Genomic DNA, 15,981 nt, shown 5'->3' on the forward strand with positions numbered 1-15,981 from the left:
TCCTTATCATTTATATTAAACTGTAAAGAAAAAATATTGTAAAGAAAAAGCAATGTATGAAATAGAAATTGAGAGGAAGTCGACAATGAGTAACAAACCGTTTAACACTAAGGAAGGTAATTTTGATTTTACTGTCTATAGAATGCTTTCTGAGAAAAACGTAACCACCCTTAGAAAAATTGCTAAGCATCACAAGTTAAAGGGATACAGCAAAATGAAAAAAGATGAGCTGCAAAGCTGTCTTGGAGGCGTGATTTGTGAAAAAGAAAGACTGCCGGAATCGTTGTATTTATTAGATAATAAAAAATGGACATTTTTTAAAGAACTTATTTGCGAAGATTATATGGAGCTTGACCAAAAGCTTGATGAGACAGCGACATATCTTGAAAACCTTGGTATAGCATTCAGGTTTTCTGATAAGAAGCTCAACTATGCCACAATCCCTGCTGAAATTAAAACAATATTTGCAGAGATATGTGACTCAAAGTTTTTGGAAAAAAGAGAGAGGTTTTCTCTTTACGATGATTATGCAAATGCATCTATGGCTCTTTATGGTCTCGTAAGGACTGATGAGCTTGTTGAGATTTTTGAAAGTCTAAACAAAAGAGTAAAAGAATCTGGAGACATAATCGAGGCAATAGAAGGTTTTTCCAAAAATGGAGCGGACTACTGCATATTTGAGGATTATATAGTAAGCAGGGCTTTTGAAGATAATGATTTTGAAGATGTCCCAACATTCGCAGACATAATATACGCCAATCCAAGATATGCTCCTGCTGAAAAGGAGTTTTTGAAATATAGATCTTATGAATATTATGAAATAACACCTCAGATAAGAGCACTAAAAAAGTATCTTTTAACTAACACTAAAACAGAAAATTTTGTTGCAAATATTATTGTGGATGAAATTCATCATCTGAGTGCTGTTAAGGGTAGTCCTCAGGAATTTGTGGATGTTTTTAATAAGTATAAGATAATTACAAAAGAAGAACAGGTTTATGATTTGATGAATCTAGTCCATGAGGTGAGCCTGAATACCAGACTGGTAGGAAATCACGGTCATACCCAACTGGAGATAATGGAAATAAACGGAGTAGTCCCTGAAAAGAAAACTCCTGAGAAAAAAATGCCTGTAATCTCAGAAAAGACTGGAAGAAATGAGCCGTGCATCTGCGGAAGCGGAAAGAAATACAAAAAATGCTGCGGAGTATAAATAAAGACACGAAGAAAGCTTTGTTAAGAGCTTTCTTTTAGTTTGCAAAAACAGTAAAATGATTATATAATAGACAGATACGATTAAAATTTAATTTAGGCAAGGACAGTGAAAAGACATGGTGGTACTTGGAATAGATCCAGGGCTTGCAATAGTAGGTTATGGAATAATTGAACATATTGGAAACAGCTACAAGGTACTTGATTATGGAGTTATAAATACTCCGGCAAAAACGAGTTATGCTATAAGAATAAAGATGATATATGATGCTATGAACAAACTTCTTGCTACATATGAAATTGATGAGGTAGCCATCGAAGAACTGTTTTTTAACAAGAATACAAAAACGGCTATGGACGTGGCTCAGGCCAGGGGAGCGATTGTACTGTCTTGTATGAACAGCAATCTTAAAATATTTGAATATACTCCACTGCAGGTAAAGCAGGGTATATGCGGATACGGAAGGGCTGACAAAAAACAGGTTCAGAGCATGGTCAAGAGTCTGCTCAACCTAAAAGAAATACCAAAGCCGGACGATGCGGCAGATGCACTCGCTATTGCTATTGGCCACTTGAGCACAAGACGATTTTCAAGTATGTTTCAAGTTTAAAAACATTATTAAGGAGAAAAAATGTTTGGATATATAAAAGGTATTGTAACTGAGATTTTCCTCAATTATGTTATAATTGAAAACTCAGATATTGGTTTCAAGCTTTCTACGTCTCAGTTCACCAACCGAAAGCTGGAGATTGGCAAAGAGGCAAAGCTGTACACAAAGCTAAATGTAAGAGAAGATGATATATCACTTTTGGGATTTGCTGACAGAAGAGAGCTCAAGATGTATGAACTGTTGAACAGTGTTTCTAAGGTGGGGCCAAAGGTCGCATTTTCAGTACTTTCGACATATGATACAGATTCGCTGCAAGCTATAATAAACAACTCAGATGCTACACTTCTTGCAAAATCACCCGGAGTGGGCAAAAAAACTGCGGAGAGGATTATACTCGAACTCAGGGACAAGGTAGACAAAAAGGCCGTGGGAATGCAGCCAAGCATATATAATATATTTGAGGCTGATTACGATGAAGCTATAGAGGTTTTAATCAGTCTTGGATTTAGCAAGATGGAATCATCAAAGGCAGTAGAAGCTGCAAAGGCTGAAAATCTGGCGTCTGATACAAGTGAAATCATAAAGATCTCACTGGGGAAATTAAGCAAGATTTAGATAGTTTGGAGGAGCAATGTTTGGAGGAGCAATATTTGATGAAGACAGACTGATAAGTTCTTCTTATCAGAAAGATGATAATGAGATTGAAAATTCGCTAAGGCCCAAGAGTCTGGATGAATATATAGGGCAGACTCAGGTAAAAGAGCAACTGGATATTTTTATAAAAGCGGCAAGGTTAAGAGGGGAGCAGCTTGACCACGTGCTTCTTTATGGACCTCCAGGACTTGGAAAAACTACGCTCTCAGCAATAATTGCCAATGAGATGGGTGCCAATTTCAAGATAACTTCGGGGCCGGCTATTGGTCACTCTGGAGATTTGGCTGCAATACTTACTAATCTTATGGATAATGACGTGCTTTTCATAGACGAGATACACAGACTAAACAGAACTGTAGAAGAAATACTCTACCCTGCCATGGAGGACGGCTGCCTGGATATAATAATTGGAAAGGGGCCTTCTGCAAGATCGATAAGACTAGATCTTCCAAAGTTTACTCTAGTTGGCGCTACTACAAGGAGCGGAATGCTGACTTCTCCACTGCGAGACAGGTTTGGGGTAATACTCAATTTGGATCTTTATGATCCTGAGGATCTGTTTAAGATAATAAACAGGTCTGCTGGAATTCTTGGAGTCGAAATAGATGATGAGTCTGGAGTAGAGCTTGCAAGAAGGTCCAGAGGAACACCAAGGATTGCAAACAGGTTGCTTAAAAGGGTAAGAGATTATGCCCAGGTAAGAGGCGATGGCTCTATAACCCTTGGCACTGCCAGGGATGCCCTTACTATGTTTCAGGTTGACGAAGAAGGACTGGACATGGTGGATAAGAGGCTTATGCTTGCTATAATAAATAAGTTTTCTGGTGGTCCTGTGGGAGTTGAAACTCTTGCGGCATCAGTTGGAGAAGATAGAGAGACTATCGAAGAAGTATATGAGCCATATTTGATACAAAAGGGTTTTCTCGATAGAACCCCAAGAGGCAGAGTGGCTACAGAAACTGCTTATGAACATTTTGGGATAAAGAGAGCGAGGGATTAAGATGATGGCTAAGAATAATTCTCATATTATTTCTGTTCTTATCATTTCAGTATTTATGTTTATGCTAAATCCGTATGTTTCATATTCGCAAAGTCGCTATGACAACAGTTTTCCTGTGAGAGTGGGAATTTTTTATGGATCTGTTTCAAAGGCTTCATATGCTGTGTCTGGGACCAATATACAAATATATGATTCTTCTAAAAAAGCTATAGAAACGGGAGCCGCTTCTTTAAAGGTTTCGCTCAGTTCCAATATATATGTAAGTTCTATGTCGGAAAACTCATATGAAGATGCTGTGCAGTCAGCAAAAAAATATTCAGACAAGGCTCTCGTTTATTACAACAATGGGGAGTTTTATGCAGGGAGCACAGTTCCAAATGCAGATTTAATTCCTGCACTTGGATCTAAGGCCATTTTTACGCTCGATGATGGAAGATTGATTGCTTGTGAGGGGAGTAAAGTCATAGGCCTTTCTTCGGAGGATTCTGTAACGGCTCTGGAGAATGTAAAATATAGAGGCAAGTTAAATTTTTATATAAAAGGATCTAGTTTGTATGCCATAAATGAGGTTGGGATGCAGGACTATCTATATGGGGTGGTTCCTAAGGAAATGGTGTCAAGCTGGGAAATAGAAGCCCTCAAAGCTCAGGCGATTGTGGCAAAAAACCATACTATAACAAACTATAACAAACATGCGGCTGATGGATTTAATGTATGCAAGAGTACTCACTGCCAAGTTTATGGTGGTTACAGCGCTGAGCAGGAAAAAACCAATCAGAGTGTGGATAAAACTGAGGGCATTGTTATGATGTATAAGGGGGCTCCGGCTGAGGCTTATTTTCATTCCAGCAGTGGAGGACGCACTGAATCCATAGGTAACATGTGGAATTATGGACTTGATTATATGTCTGGGGTAAAGGATCCATATTCTACTGGAACGCCTTATGACAACTGGGAGGCTATTCTTTCTGCTTCTGAAATTGAGCAGGCCCTGCTCAGATACAACTACGATGTGGGCACGGTAGTTGGCATAAAGATACTTGAGATTTCGGAAAATGACAGAGTAATGAAGCTTGGGGTGCTTGGAACAAAGGGAATGAAAATCCTTGAAAAAGATGGGATAAGAACTGTACTGGGATCTTCAAAATTCAAGAGCACTTATTTTACATTAACAGATACAGGTGTTCGGAGCAGCTCAGCATTAGAGCGAAATAGATCAGACATTAATATACAAGACAATGGACTCAAGAATGCATTTGACAAACTGGATAGTTTTGTAAGTACGAGAATTTCGGATGAAGCGCAGAACTTCGTTTCGGGAAGCTCATTTGTATTCAGTGGAAGAGGATTTGGACATGGGATAGGCCTTAGTCAGTATGGTGCCAACAACATGGCCAAAGAAGGAAATGATTTTAAGGATATAATAAATTATTATTTTAAAGGTGTTACAATAGGATAATCTAAATATATAATTAAGGAATGGGAATATACAGTGAATACAAAAGATTTTTATTACGATCTGCCACAAGAAAGGATCGCACAGACTCCTCTCAAGGACAGGAGCAAGTCAAAGCTGATGGATTTTGACAAAAACACAGGAAGTGTCAGTCACAGGATTTTTGAAGATATTGTAAATGATTTTGGTGAAAACGATCTACTGGTTTTAAATAATACGAGAGTGCTTCCTGCAAGAATGTATGGAATAAAAGAGGAAACCGGGGCAAAGATAGAAATACTGCTTACAAAGAGGATAGCTCTTAAAACGTGGGAAGTAATGGCAAAACCTGCAAAAAGGCTGCGTCATGGCGCTAAGGTAAAATTTTCAGATGAGCTTTCAGCAAGGGTAACTGAAGAACTTGAAGAAGGGATGAGAATTCTCGAGTTTGAATATGAGGGTGTGTTTGAAGAGATTATAGAAAAAATAGGAACTATGCCCCTGCCTCCATATATAAAAGAAAAACTTACAGACCAGGAGAGATACCAAACTGTATATTCTAAAATAAAAGGCTCATCGGCCGCTCCTACAGCAGGGCTTCACTTTACTGAGGAAATTCTTGATATACTTGAAAAAAAAGGAGTACAGATAGAGTACGTGACTCTGCATGTGGGCCTTGGAACCTTTAAGACGGTTTCTGTGGAAGATGTGGAGAACCATGTTATGCACAGTGAGTATTACAAGATTGACGAAGAAACTGCAAATAGAATAAATCTTGCGAAGGCTAAGGGTAAAAAGATTACATGTGTTGGTACTACTAGTGTGAGGACTATTGAGTCTGCTGCAGTTGATGGAAAACTGAAAAATCTTGAAGGAGAGACTCAGATATTTATCTATCCTCCTTATAAATTCAAGATGGTGGACGCGCTTGTTACTAATTTTCATCTTCCTGAGTCTACTCTGATAATGCTTATATCAGCTTTTTCTGACAGAGAAAAGATTCTAAATGCATATGATACAGCGGTAGAGGAAAAATACAGGTTCTTCAGTTTTGGGGATGCCATGTATATTCATTAGATAAAAACGATTTAAATTAAGGAGAAAAAATGCCAGCTATTAGATACGAATTGATTAAAACATGTAAACAATCTGGAGCAAGGTTGGGAAAGCTCTATACTCCACATGGAGTAATTGATACGCCTATATTCATGCCAGTTGGGACACAAGCTACTGTAAAGGCTATGACCCCTGAAGAGCTCAAGGAGATGGATGCGAGAATTATACTTTCAAATACCTACCATCTTTATATGAGGCCGGGACATAAGCTTATTGAAAAAGCGGGCGGTCTTCACAAGTTTATGAACTGGGACAGAGCAATACTGACGGACAGTGGTGGTTTTCAGGTATTTAGTCTGGGGAACCTGAGAAAGATAAAAGAAGAAGGCGTGGAGTTCAGATCACATATAGATGGATCAAAGCACTTCATAAGTCCTGAAAAAGCTATAGAGATACAAAATTCTCTTGGTGCAGATATAATAATGAGCTTTGACGAATGCGCGCCATATCCAGCAGAATATGATTATGTAAAAAAATCTATGGAAAGAACTTCGAGATGGGCAAAGAGAGGGCTTGATGCCCACCAGAGGCCTCATGATCAGGCTCTGTTTGGGATAATACAAGGCGGTATGTATAATGATTTGAGATATGAATCAGCAATGCAGCTCATCGACATGGATTTTCCTGGATATTCAATAGGCGGACTTTCTGTAGGGGAGCCCAAAGATATAATGAATGAAGTGCTCGAAAACCTTACACCACACATGCCTGTCAACAAGCCCAGGTACCTTATGGGGGTTGGAAGTCCAGATGATCTTATAGAAGGCGTTATAAGAGGTGTGGACATGTTTGACTGTGTACTTCCTACAAGGATTGCCAGAAATGGAACGGCGCTTACTTCAAGAGGCAAGCTGGTTGTAAGAAATGCGACATATCAGGAAGATTTTACACCTATGGACCCTGAATGTAACTGCTATGCATGTCGAAATTATACAAGAGCATATATAAGGCATCTTGTTAAGGCGGATGAGATATTAGCTTCGAGACTCATAACTACCCACAATCTTCATTTTCTTCTTAATTTGATGAAAAACGTAAGAGAAGCCATCATGCAAGACCGTCTGCTTGATTTTAGAACAGAATTCTTTGAAAAGTATGGCTATAAACTATAGATTTATAATCTAAAATGTAGTATTATCTAATAAGACGTACATTTTAAGGAGGATGAAATGGGAGCACAACAAATTGTAAATCTTGTAATACCTGTAGGTTTTCTTGCAGTTTTTTATTTTTTACTTATCAGGCCTCAGCAAAAAAGAGACAAATCGATAAAGTCTATGAGGGAAACTCTTAAGCCAGGTGACGATGTTGTCACGATTGGTGGTATAGTTGGAAAAATAACTAAAGTAACTGATGAAAGCGTGACTATTGAGGTTGGAGCCGACAAGACTCGAATTATAGTAGAAAAGTGGGCGATTGGAAAATTGCTTGAATCAAAGTAGAATAGTTTAAAAATTTGATTAATTTCTAAAAATCTTCTGCTTATGCAAGTGGAAGATTTTTTTGGATATAATCTGATGGTTTTTATAAAAAAGGAGAAATTGTAATGAATATAGAATTTATGGGAAACAGCCCAAACATTTCAAAAAACGCTTTTTGTGCACCAAATGCCGCAATAATTGGGTCTGCAGAAATAAGTGATGATGCAAGCATATGGTTTGGAGCATGTATAAGGGCCGACAACAATAAAATATTCATAGGAAAAGGAACCAACATACAAGATCTTACCATTATACATGTCGACGATGATACTCCTGTACATATAGGAGAAAATGTGACTGTGGGCCATAGCTGTATAATACATGGGGCTAACATTGAAGACAATGTGCTTGTTGGTATGGGTTCACTTATTATGGACAGAGCAAAGGTTGGCAGAGACACTATAATTGGAGCAGGGTCTTTAATTCCATCTGGCAAAGAAATTCCTTCTGGAGTTCTTGTTATGGGTAGACCGGCAAAAGTAGTTAGAGAACTTACACAAGAAGAGATTTTAAGTATTACAAAATCTGCGGTAGATTATGCTGCAAATTCAAAAAAATATATATTATAAGGAGTATTTATGAAAAACTCGAGGAGCAAATCAGCTTTTTTTCTTGTTGTGATTTTAATTGCAACTTTTGCATATACTGCTTTTGCAGGAATAAGTGCTGGAAATTTTGAAATTAGCAGTGCGGTTTCGAAAATAAAGCAGGGTCTGGATCTCAAAGGTGGAGTTTTTGTACTTTATGAGGCAGAAACAGAACTAAAAGGTAGTGAACTTAGTGATATAATGGATCAGACTATAGCGGTTTTCAGAAAGAGAATTGACTCTATGGGACTGACGGAACCATTTATAGTTAGAGAGGGAGAAAAAAGAATACGTATTGAGCTTCCTGGGGTGGAAAATGCTCAACAGGCACTTGACACCATAGGAAAGACTGCTCAGCTCCAGTTTATGACTATAAGAGAAGAAGTGGTTGTAACAGGAGCAGATGTAAAAAATGCCAAGGTTGTGATAGACACGCAAGATAATAAACCTATAGTGTCACTGGAGTTCACTCCTGAAGGAGTAAAGAAGTTTGCAGATGCTACGGCCAAACTTGCTGTTAATCAGGAACCTCTTTTGATAGTGCTTGATAAGGAAGTAATATCAAGTCCTACAGTTAATGTTGCCATACCTGATGGAAATGCAACTATTTCTGGTAATTTTACAATAGAAAGTGCATCTGAACTGGCAAATCTCATACGTGGAGGCGCGCTTCCTGTCAATTTCACGGAGGTACAAAGCTCTATAGTAACAGCGACCCTTGGAGAGGATGCTCTTGCAAGGAGCATTACAGGTGCCCTTATTGGTATAGCCCTTGTTATGATTTTTATGATAGTTTACTATAAAATACTAGGACTTTCTGCAGCTATTGCGCTTACTGGATATATGGTAATAGTAGCATATATATATCAGCTTATAGGAGTGACACTTACTCTTCCTGGAATTGCGGCACTTATTCTTTCGATTGGTATGGCAGTAGATGCGAATGTAATAATATTTGAGAGAATAAAAGAAGAAATAAGAGACGGTAAATCTGTAAGGGTTTCCATAGATACTGGATTCAAAAAAGCCATGTCAACAATACTTGATTCTCAGATAACAACCTTTATAGCAGGAACAGTACTCTACTATTTTGGAACGGGCCAGATAAAAGGATTTGCAATAACTCTTATGATAGGTATTGTTGCTTCTATGTTTACGGCACTCTTAGTAACAAAATTAATTCTCAGAAACATGGTAAATGGATTTTCAATTAAAGACAAAAAATTTTTTGGCGTTAAGGAGGATTAATTTATGAAACTAAAAAAAGACCTTAAAGTAATTGCAAATTACAAAAAATATTTCACTGTTTCTCTTGTTATAATCCTAATTGGAATGGCTCTTGCAGGTATTAGGGGCTTTAACTACGGGATAGACTTTACTGGAGGTACTCTGATAGAGATAAATATGAGACAGTACGTAACTACAGAAGAGATAAAAGAAATAACAGATAAATTTGACCCTGGCATGCAGATAAACTACATTGGTGAAGAAAAAGATGGAGTACAGCTAAAGACTACAATTGATCTCAATAATAAAAACAGGTCTGAGCTTTTTGGAGAATTTGCTTCGAAATACGATCTTAGCCAAAAAGACCTTGTAAAGTCTGAGCAATTTGGACCATCTATTGGAAAAGAGATAAAGACGAAGGCTATTGTTTCGGTTCTTATTGCAACAATTGCTATGCTTGTATATATTTCTTTCAGATTCAAATTGAATTTTGGAATAGCAGCTATAGCAGCGCTTATACACGATGTATTGTTTGTGCTTGCCCTATATTCTATATTTCAGATTCCGCTTAACAGTCCCTTTGTAGCAGCTATGCTTACTGTGGTTGGATATTCAATAAATGATACTATTGTTGTATTTGACAGGATAAGAGAAAATATGATAGGTGCAAAAAGAGATTCTTTTGGAGAAGTCGCAGATTTATCCATAAATCAGACAATTTCAAGATCTGTAAATACATCGCTTACTACACTTCTTGCAATAATAGCGCTTTATGTTATGGGTGTGGAATCCATTAAGGAATTTACTCTGCCCCTTATAGCAGGAATATCTGTAGGAGTATATTCTTCTATTTTTATTGCGAGTCCAATCTGGGTGCTTATAAACAGAGCCAGTCGAAAGAATCAGATAAAGAATCTGGGGTCAGCAAGCTATAAATAAAATGATACTAATTGATAAATAATTTTTATGTTTTTATACTTTTATATGTTTTATTTGTGTGTCAAATGGCTATATAAATATTGTGGGCTATTTTATTCAATTATTTATATAAGGAGGATTTGATATGGGATCAAGAGCTATAGAAATTGCTAATCTGGATGTAGAAAAACTTATTGAGATTTTGAATTCGGCGCTTGCTGAGGAATGGCTGGCTTATTATCAGTACTGGATAGGTGCAAGGCTTATGGAAGGCCCAATGAGATCTGAAGTAGAACCTGAACTTTTGCTTCATGCTGATCAGGAGCTTAATCATGCGGTATTGGTTGTAGGAAGGATAATTCAGCTTGGAGGAACTCCTGTAATAGACCCTAAAGACTGGTTAAAGCATGCAGGATGTGCATATGAGGCGCCGTCTGATCCATATATTGAAGAGATACTTAAACAAAACCTCAATGGAGAAAGATGCGCTATATCTCGTTATCAGCAGATTGCAGAGATGACAAACGGGAAAGACTATGCAACTTATCAGATGGCAGTTACCATACTCAATGAAGAACTGGAACACGAAGAAGACATTGAGGCTTGGCTGAAAGACATAGAAAGATTGAGAGATGATATAAGAAAATTAAGACTTTAATAAATAAAATATGCTTAAAAACAAATAACCACGACTCCAGAAATTTTACTGGGGCCTTGGTTATTTCCAGGTTATAAAATCTTATTTAAAATTTTCCTGAATGAAATCCATGAACCTGGTTTCTATAGGGGTGAGGATCGCTTTTTTTTGAACTACAAAATAAAAAGCTCTATGAGTGTCAAAATCAGAAATGTCATATATGCATGTGCTGGTGTCATTTGAGATGCAGTTTGCGGAGCTTGCAGGTATAAAGGCATATCCAACACCATTTGAGACAAGGCTTTTTGCAACATTAAAGCTCTCCGTTATTACTACTGTATTGAGGTCGGATATGCTTTTGTTGTATTTTTTGAGTTCTTTTGAAAAAATTTTGCCACTGCCCGAACCTTCTTCTCTCATGATAAGAGGAAGGGTAAGTATTTCTTCAAATGTTATAGAAGCGCGGCAGCTTTCATCTTTCTTTGGACCAATTAGCACCATATGATCTTCAAATACTTTGATGGCCTCAAATTCGCTTCCGGGCTTTGAACCTGTGAAACCCATAGAATACTTATTGTCAGCAATTGATTCCAGGACATCTTGTGAATCTAGATGGTATATTTTAAATTTAATTCCAGGGAATTTTTTTGAAAATCCTGAAATAATGTCTGGAACTACAAATTCTTCGGGAACAGAGCTGGATGGAAGTTCGAGCAAACCGTCAAAATTTCCGATTATATCATTTATTACAAATATGGCGCTGTCTCTTTTCTTTATTATTTCTATCGCATGATTTTTAAAGGTTCTACCGGCATCTGTGAGTTGGATTGTTTTTCCTTTGCGGTCAAAGAGCAGTATGCCAAGCTCACTTTCCAGGTTCTGTATATGATTGGAAAGTGTAGGTTGCGTAAGGTAAAGTTCACGGGCAGCCTTGGAGAAACTGTTATATTTAGCTATTGTTACAAAACTTTCTAATTGCCTGAAGTCCATATATTTACTCCTTAATTTTTAGTATGCTTTATTATAGCATCAAAAACAGGCTATTTGTAAAAATAAGGATAGATATAGATTATGGTAATTTATAATACTTATAGAAAATGTTTATATGTGAAAACAAAATATATATAATTTAGTAAAAATTGATATTGAAATGTTTTTTGTGATATATTATAATAATATACGGATAAATACGAATTTTATATGGAAGGATATACAATGAAGTTAAGAAAAAGCGAAAGAATAGGGGCTATTGTTAAGGTGCTTTCGGATAATCCGAACAAAATCTTTACTTTAGGTTATTTTACTGAGAAATTTGATACGGCAAAATCTACTCTCAGTGAAGATATATCGGTAGTCAAAAATGTTTTTGAAAAACTCGAACTTGGAAAGGTTATAACTATTTCCGGAGCTTCTGGTGGTATAAAATTCATACCAATGTTTACTAAGAATCAGGCAATCGCAAAAATAGAAGAAATGTGCGAAAAAATTGTAAATCCAGACAGAAAACTAGTCGGGGGCTTTTTATATATGAATGACATTATTTCAAGCCCTGATATTGCTGAGGCGGTAGGGGAAATTTTTGCTTCTGTCATTGATTACAAAGATGCAGATTATGTAGTTACTATTGAGGCTAAAGGCATTCCGATTGCCATGATGACAGCTAAGGCCATGAATCTTCCTCTTATAATAGTCAGAAAAAATGCAATGATAACAGAGGGGCCTTCTCTTGCCATAAATTATCTTTCAAGTACCAGCGGAAAAATACAGAGCATGAATCTTCCAAGAAGAGCAATAAAACAAGGATCCAAGGTTATTTTGGTGGATGATTTTATGAGGGCTGGGGGAACACTTAAAGGAATGGAAGACCTTATGAGGGAGTTTGATGCTAAGGTACTTGATCGGGCCGTGCTTATAGAGCTTGAATGTGAAAAAAATGCTTCGGATTATTTTTCGCTCATGACACTTAAAGATAGCAAGGATGATACACAGATAGAGATAAGCAAAAACTTTTTTGAACGATTTAAATAAAATATTCAGAAAATTACTTTATTTATTATTGCATATGTTAAAAATATATAGTAAACTAACTATAATAAGTTGTGGAAACTATATTACATAGCAAAAGGAGAGTAATGACTATGCAAATTACAGACGTTCGAGTAAGAAAGTTATCAGAAGAAGGTAAAATGAGAGGTATTGTATCAGTAACTTTCGATAATGCATTTGTTGTTCATGACATCAAAATCATTGAGGGGCAAAATGGGTTATTTATTGCAATGCCAAGCAGAAAAGTTTCTGAGGGGGAATTCAGAGACATAGCGCATCCTATTAACGCAGAAATGAGACATGAATTACAAGATGAAATTCTCAGAGCTTATGAAGAAGCCAGAGACAAAGCTGTAGATATGGATATTGACGGAAGTGATAGTGATTATATAACTCAGGAATAATAACTTGTAATATAATTTTTAAATTTTGAAGTTTTCAACTGTCTTGCTGGATGAACTTGTTCATTTAATAAGACAGTTTTTTGTTTTTTTATAAATATTTTTACATAATTTACAATACAATTACAAAAGATTATAACAATTGAAAAATAACGGATTTAATGATAAGCTATAGGGGAGACTAGGAGGTACTTATGAGAAGAAATTGTACTATAAGGAGAATTTTTGCAATTACGGCTGCAATTACGCTTTTTGCATCAGGTTCTGCTTATGCAGAAAATATAGGTAAAATTGACAATGAAGTTTACAAGGGATTGGGTGAAGTGCTTGAAAACAGGCAGCCGGAGGAAGCTGTACCAGTTAATTCTAACTTTATGGACAGGATTGATTATAAAAAAGACAGAGTTACTGCCAGGTTTTTGATAAAGCTTCCAGGAGCAGAAGAAGTAAAGGCTGATAGTTCTGAACTCAATTCTGTAAGAGTAGAAATACCGTCTGGAATAATGAGGACATCAGATCTATCTAAAGATGTAAATGACAGGTACATAAAGTCTTATAATCTTTACAGCAGTGGTGACACATATGTTTTTGAGATGAAGCTTCAAGATAATGTGAAAGCTGACAGTTTTGTAAATGAAGCAACAGGGGAGATTTCAATTTCACTCGAAAAACAGGTGAATAGCCCACCAATAATAGTAGTCGATGCAGGTCACGGGGGAACGGATCCGGGCGCTGTGAACAGCTCGGCGGGAATTGATGAGAAAACTCTGAATTTAAAGGTTTCAGAGCTTCTGGGCGACATGCTTTCTCAGAGAGGATATGAAGTGGTAATGAACAGAGATTCGGACTATTTTGTTCCACTTAAGGACAGATATAATAATGCAAACACTATAGATGCGGACTTGTTCGTAAGCGTACATCACAATTCTGCTGGAAGTGCTGCAGTTTCAGGGATAGAGACACTTCGTCCAAATTCTGCGGAAAATAAGATTGTAGCAGACTATATACAAGAGGAACTTATAAAAAATACAGGAGCAGTGAATAGAGGAACAAAGATCAGAACTGACCTTGCGGTATTAAATGGTACCAGAATGCCTGCTGTTTTATTAGAACTTGGATTTATGTCAAATGCAAATGAAGTAACGCGCCTTAAAGACAGTTCATACCAGAACATACTGGCAAACTCAGTAGCAGATGGTATAGATAAATATTTTGGAAGATAAGAAGGAGTAATCGTGCAAAAGGAAAATAAGGGACTTAGAGATATAAAATTTACAAAAGCTTATACAAAGCATGCAGAAGGCTCTGTCCTTGTTGAATTTGGGGACACTAAGGTTATATGCACAGCTTCTATAGAGGACAAAGTGCCACCTTTTTTAAAGAATTCAGGAACCGGGTGGATTACGGCGGAGTATTCAATGCTTCCCAGATCTACACATCAGAGAAAGATAAGAGAATCATCAAGGGGTAAAGTGGATGGCAGAACTCATGAGATTCAAAGGCTCATTGGACGTTCGCTCAGATCAGTAATAGACCTTAAAAGTCTTGGAGAAAAAACCATATGGATAGATTGTGATGTAATACAGGCAGATGGTGGAACAAGGACAGCTTCGATAAGTGGAGCTTTTGTAGCACTTGCGCTGGCATGTGAAAAACTTTACAAATCCAAACATCTAAAAAAATTCCCAATCAAGGAATTTATAAGTGCGGTAAGTGTAGGCATAGTTAAGGACCAGTGCGTACTGGATTTGTGTTATGAGCAAGACTCTGGTGCTCATGTGGATATGAATGTAGTCATGACTGGTAAAGGCGAGTTTGTTGAAATACAGTCCACTGGAGAAGAAAAACCATTTACGAGGACTCAGTTCAACGATCTTTTGGAGCTTGCGGAAAATGGCTGTGCCCAGATTATAGACATACAAAAAGAGGTACTTGGTCAGGAAATTACAAACCGCATATCAGGTATAGTTCCAAAACCTCAGGTAGTAAAAAAAGAGAGAATAAAACATGATAATACAGCATATATAAATTCTGAAGGTAAAATAGAATTTGTAATAGCATCATCCAACGAACATAAAATCGAAGAAATAAATGCTATACTTTTTGAGCATGACATAAAATTGCTTTCTCTTGAAGATGTAGGGCTTAAAGGAATTGAAATAGAAGAAACTGGATCCACATTTGAAGAAAATGCTATGATCAAAGCAAAAAAGATAATGGAGCTCACAGGAAAAATTGCTATAGCTGATGATTCTGGACTTGTAGTTGATGTGCTGGGTGGAGAACCTGGAGTTTATTCTGCAAGGTATGCAGGCGAAGATGCAAATGATGACAAAAACAATCAGTTGCTTAAGAAAAAACTTGCAGATGTAAACTGGAATGACAGAACGGCGAGATTTGTAAGTGTAATAGCACTTGCTTTGCCTGATGGAAGAGAAGGTGTTTTTAAAGGTATATGTGAGGGAATTATAGGATTTGCGGAATCTGGAAAAAATGGATTTGGTTATGATCCTCTCTTTATTCCTGATACAAATTATGAAAGCGACAAAACCTTTGCTGAGCTTACATCAGAAGAGAAAAACAAGATAAGTCACAGATCAAGAGCACTTAAGATAATGAGTAAAAAACTGCAAGATATACTATACTAAAAAGTGGA

Annotated in this window: 17 protein-coding genes; 16 read left to right on the top strand and 1 reads right to left on the bottom strand. The window is 36.9% G+C overall.

Annotated elements, in window-relative coordinates:
* The first annotated feature begins 85 nt into the window (after positions 1-85).
* The 12 genes from G558_RS14445 to G558_RS0111650 all read left to right on the top strand — a co-directional run bounded on the left by G558_RS14445 (position 86) and on the right by G558_RS0111650 (position 10,899).
* Complete coding sequence (locus tag G558_RS14445; protein ID WP_036931949.1) at positions 86-1,213, top strand: SEC-C metal-binding domain-containing protein; 1,128 nt, start codon at positions 86-88, stop codon at positions 1,211-1,213.
* A gap of 118 nt (positions 1,214-1,331) precedes the next feature.
* Entirely contained in the window at positions 1,332-1,823 is a 492-nt protein-coding gene (gene ruvC, locus G558_RS0111600) for a crossover junction endodeoxyribonuclease RuvC (protein WP_028830281.1), read from the top strand.
* A 21-nt stretch (positions 1,824-1,844) separates the two neighbouring features.
* A complete protein-coding gene (gene ruvA, locus G558_RS0111605; protein ID WP_028830282.1) occupies positions 1,845-2,438 on the top strand; it encodes a Holliday junction branch migration protein RuvA in 594 nt (197 codons plus the stop codon).
* A 16-nt stretch (positions 2,439-2,454) separates the two neighbouring features.
* Complete coding sequence (gene ruvB, locus G558_RS0111610) at positions 2,455-3,477, top strand: Holliday junction branch migration DNA helicase RuvB (RefSeq protein ID WP_028830283.1); 1,023 nt, start codon at positions 2,455-2,457, stop codon at positions 3,475-3,477.
* A 1-nt stretch (position 3,478) separates the two neighbouring features.
* A complete protein-coding gene (locus G558_RS0111615; protein WP_028830284.1) occupies positions 3,479-4,936 on the top strand; it encodes a SpoIID/LytB domain-containing protein in 1,458 nt (485 codons plus the stop codon).
* A gap of 33 nt (positions 4,937-4,969) precedes the next feature.
* Entirely contained in the window at positions 4,970-5,989 is a 1,020-nt protein-coding gene (gene queA, locus G558_RS0111620) for a tRNA preQ1(34) S-adenosylmethionine ribosyltransferase-isomerase QueA (protein WP_028830285.1), read from the top strand.
* 29 nt (positions 5,990-6,018) lie between these two features.
* Entirely contained in the window at positions 6,019-7,140 is a 1,122-nt protein-coding gene (gene tgt, locus G558_RS0111625; protein ID WP_028830286.1) for a tRNA guanosine(34) transglycosylase Tgt, read from the top strand.
* A 57-nt stretch (positions 7,141-7,197) separates the two neighbouring features.
* Positions 7,198-7,470: a preprotein translocase subunit YajC gene (gene yajC / locus G558_RS0111630; protein WP_028830287.1), complete on the top strand. Its 273-nt coding sequence runs from the start codon at positions 7,198-7,200 to the stop codon at positions 7,468-7,470.
* 104 nt (positions 7,471-7,574) lie between these two features.
* A complete protein-coding gene (locus G558_RS0111635) occupies positions 7,575-8,078 on the top strand; it encodes a gamma carbonic anhydrase family protein (protein ID WP_028830288.1) in 504 nt (167 codons plus the stop codon).
* A gap of 9 nt (positions 8,079-8,087) precedes the next feature.
* Positions 8,088-9,344, top strand: coding sequence for a protein translocase subunit SecD (secD, locus tag G558_RS14080; RefSeq protein WP_028830289.1), 1,257 nt, complete (start codon positions 8,088-8,090; stop codon positions 9,342-9,344).
* Between the two features lie 3 nt (positions 9,345-9,347).
* Complete coding sequence (gene secF / locus G558_RS14085; protein ID WP_051188672.1) at positions 9,348-10,262, top strand: protein translocase subunit SecF; 915 nt, start codon at positions 9,348-9,350, stop codon at positions 10,260-10,262.
* Between the two features lie 124 nt (positions 10,263-10,386).
* Entirely contained in the window at positions 10,387-10,899 is a 513-nt protein-coding gene (locus tag G558_RS0111650) for a ferritin-like domain-containing protein (RefSeq protein ID WP_028830290.1), read from the top strand.
* 81 nt (positions 10,900-10,980) lie between these two features.
* Here the strand turns inward: G558_RS0111650 and G558_RS13240 are convergent, their stop codons facing one another.
* On the bottom strand, positions 10,981-11,868 hold the full coding sequence (locus G558_RS13240) for a selenium metabolism-associated LysR family transcriptional regulator (protein ID WP_051188673.1): 888 nt from the start codon (positions 11,866-11,868) through the stop codon (positions 10,981-10,983).
* A gap of 225 nt (positions 11,869-12,093) precedes the next feature.
* Here G558_RS13240 and purR point away from each other — a divergent pair, with 225 nt between their 5' ends.
* The 4 genes from purR to rph all read left to right on the top strand — a co-directional run bounded on the left by purR (position 12,094) and on the right by rph (position 15,973).
* Positions 12,094-12,906 carry a pur operon repressor gene (gene purR / locus G558_RS0111660; protein ID WP_028830291.1) on the top strand — a complete coding sequence of 271 codons (813 nt, stop codon included), beginning with the start codon at positions 12,094-12,096 and terminating at the stop codon, positions 12,904-12,906.
* 110 nt (positions 12,907-13,016) lie between these two features.
* Complete coding sequence (gene spoVG / locus G558_RS0111665) at positions 13,017-13,328, top strand: septation regulator SpoVG (protein ID WP_028830292.1); 312 nt, start codon at positions 13,017-13,019, stop codon at positions 13,326-13,328.
* A 191-nt stretch (positions 13,329-13,519) separates the two neighbouring features.
* Positions 13,520-14,548 carry an N-acetylmuramoyl-L-alanine amidase family protein gene (locus tag G558_RS13550; RefSeq protein ID WP_051188674.1) on the top strand — a complete coding sequence of 343 codons (1,029 nt, stop codon included), beginning with the start codon at positions 13,520-13,522 and terminating at the stop codon, positions 14,546-14,548.
* Positions 14,549-14,560: 12 nt separating this feature from the next.
* A complete protein-coding gene (rph, locus tag G558_RS0111675; protein WP_028830293.1) occupies positions 14,561-15,973 on the top strand; it encodes a ribonuclease PH in 1,413 nt (470 codons plus the stop codon).
* Positions 15,974-15,981 lie beyond the last annotated feature (8 nt).

The organism is Proteocatella sphenisci DSM 23131, assembly GCF_000423525.1.
In the GTDB taxonomy this organism is placed as follows: Bacteria; Bacillota; Clostridia; order Peptostreptococcales; family Filifactoraceae; genus Proteocatella; species Proteocatella sphenisci.

Excerpts from the sequence above, each read along its gene's own strand:
- G558_RS14445 (WP_036931949.1), top strand. The coding sequence starts at position 86 with ATGAGTAACAAACCGTTTAACACTAAGGAAGGTAATTTTGATTTTACT.
- ruvC (WP_028830281.1), top strand. The coding sequence starts at position 1,332 with ATGGTGGTACTTGGAATAGATCCAGGGCTTGCAATAGTAGGTTATGGA.
- ruvA (WP_028830282.1), top strand. The coding sequence starts at position 1,845 with ATGTTTGGATATATAAAAGGTATTGTAACTGAGATTTTCCTCAATTAT.
- ruvB (WP_028830283.1), top strand. The coding sequence starts at position 2,455 with ATGTTTGGAGGAGCAATATTTGATGAAGACAGACTGATAAGTTCTTCT.
- G558_RS0111615 (WP_028830284.1), top strand. The coding sequence starts at position 3,479 with ATGATGGCTAAGAATAATTCTCATATTATTTCTGTTCTTATCATTTCA.
- tgt (WP_028830286.1), top strand. The coding sequence starts at position 6,019 with ATGCCAGCTATTAGATACGAATTGATTAAAACATGTAAACAATCTGGA.
- yajC (WP_028830287.1), top strand. The coding sequence starts at position 7,198 with ATGGGAGCACAACAAATTGTAAATCTTGTAATACCTGTAGGTTTTCTT.
- G558_RS0111635 (WP_028830288.1), top strand. The coding sequence starts at position 7,575 with ATGAATATAGAATTTATGGGAAACAGCCCAAACATTTCAAAAAACGCT.
- secD (WP_028830289.1), top strand. The coding sequence starts at position 8,088 with ATGAAAAACTCGAGGAGCAAATCAGCTTTTTTTCTTGTTGTGATTTTA.
- secF (WP_051188672.1), top strand. The coding sequence starts at position 9,348 with ATGAAACTAAAAAAAGACCTTAAAGTAATTGCAAATTACAAAAAATAT.
- G558_RS0111650 (WP_028830290.1), top strand. The coding sequence starts at position 10,387 with ATGGGATCAAGAGCTATAGAAATTGCTAATCTGGATGTAGAAAAACTT.
- G558_RS13240 (WP_051188673.1), bottom strand. The coding sequence starts at position 11,868 with ATGGACTTCAGGCAATTAGAAAGTTTTGTAACAATAGCTAAATATAAC.
- purR (WP_028830291.1), top strand. The coding sequence starts at position 12,094 with ATGAAGTTAAGAAAAAGCGAAAGAATAGGGGCTATTGTTAAGGTGCTT.
- spoVG (WP_028830292.1), top strand. The coding sequence starts at position 13,017 with ATGCAAATTACAGACGTTCGAGTAAGAAAGTTATCAGAAGAAGGTAAA.
- G558_RS13550 (WP_051188674.1), top strand. The coding sequence starts at position 13,520 with ATGAGAAGAAATTGTACTATAAGGAGAATTTTTGCAATTACGGCTGCA.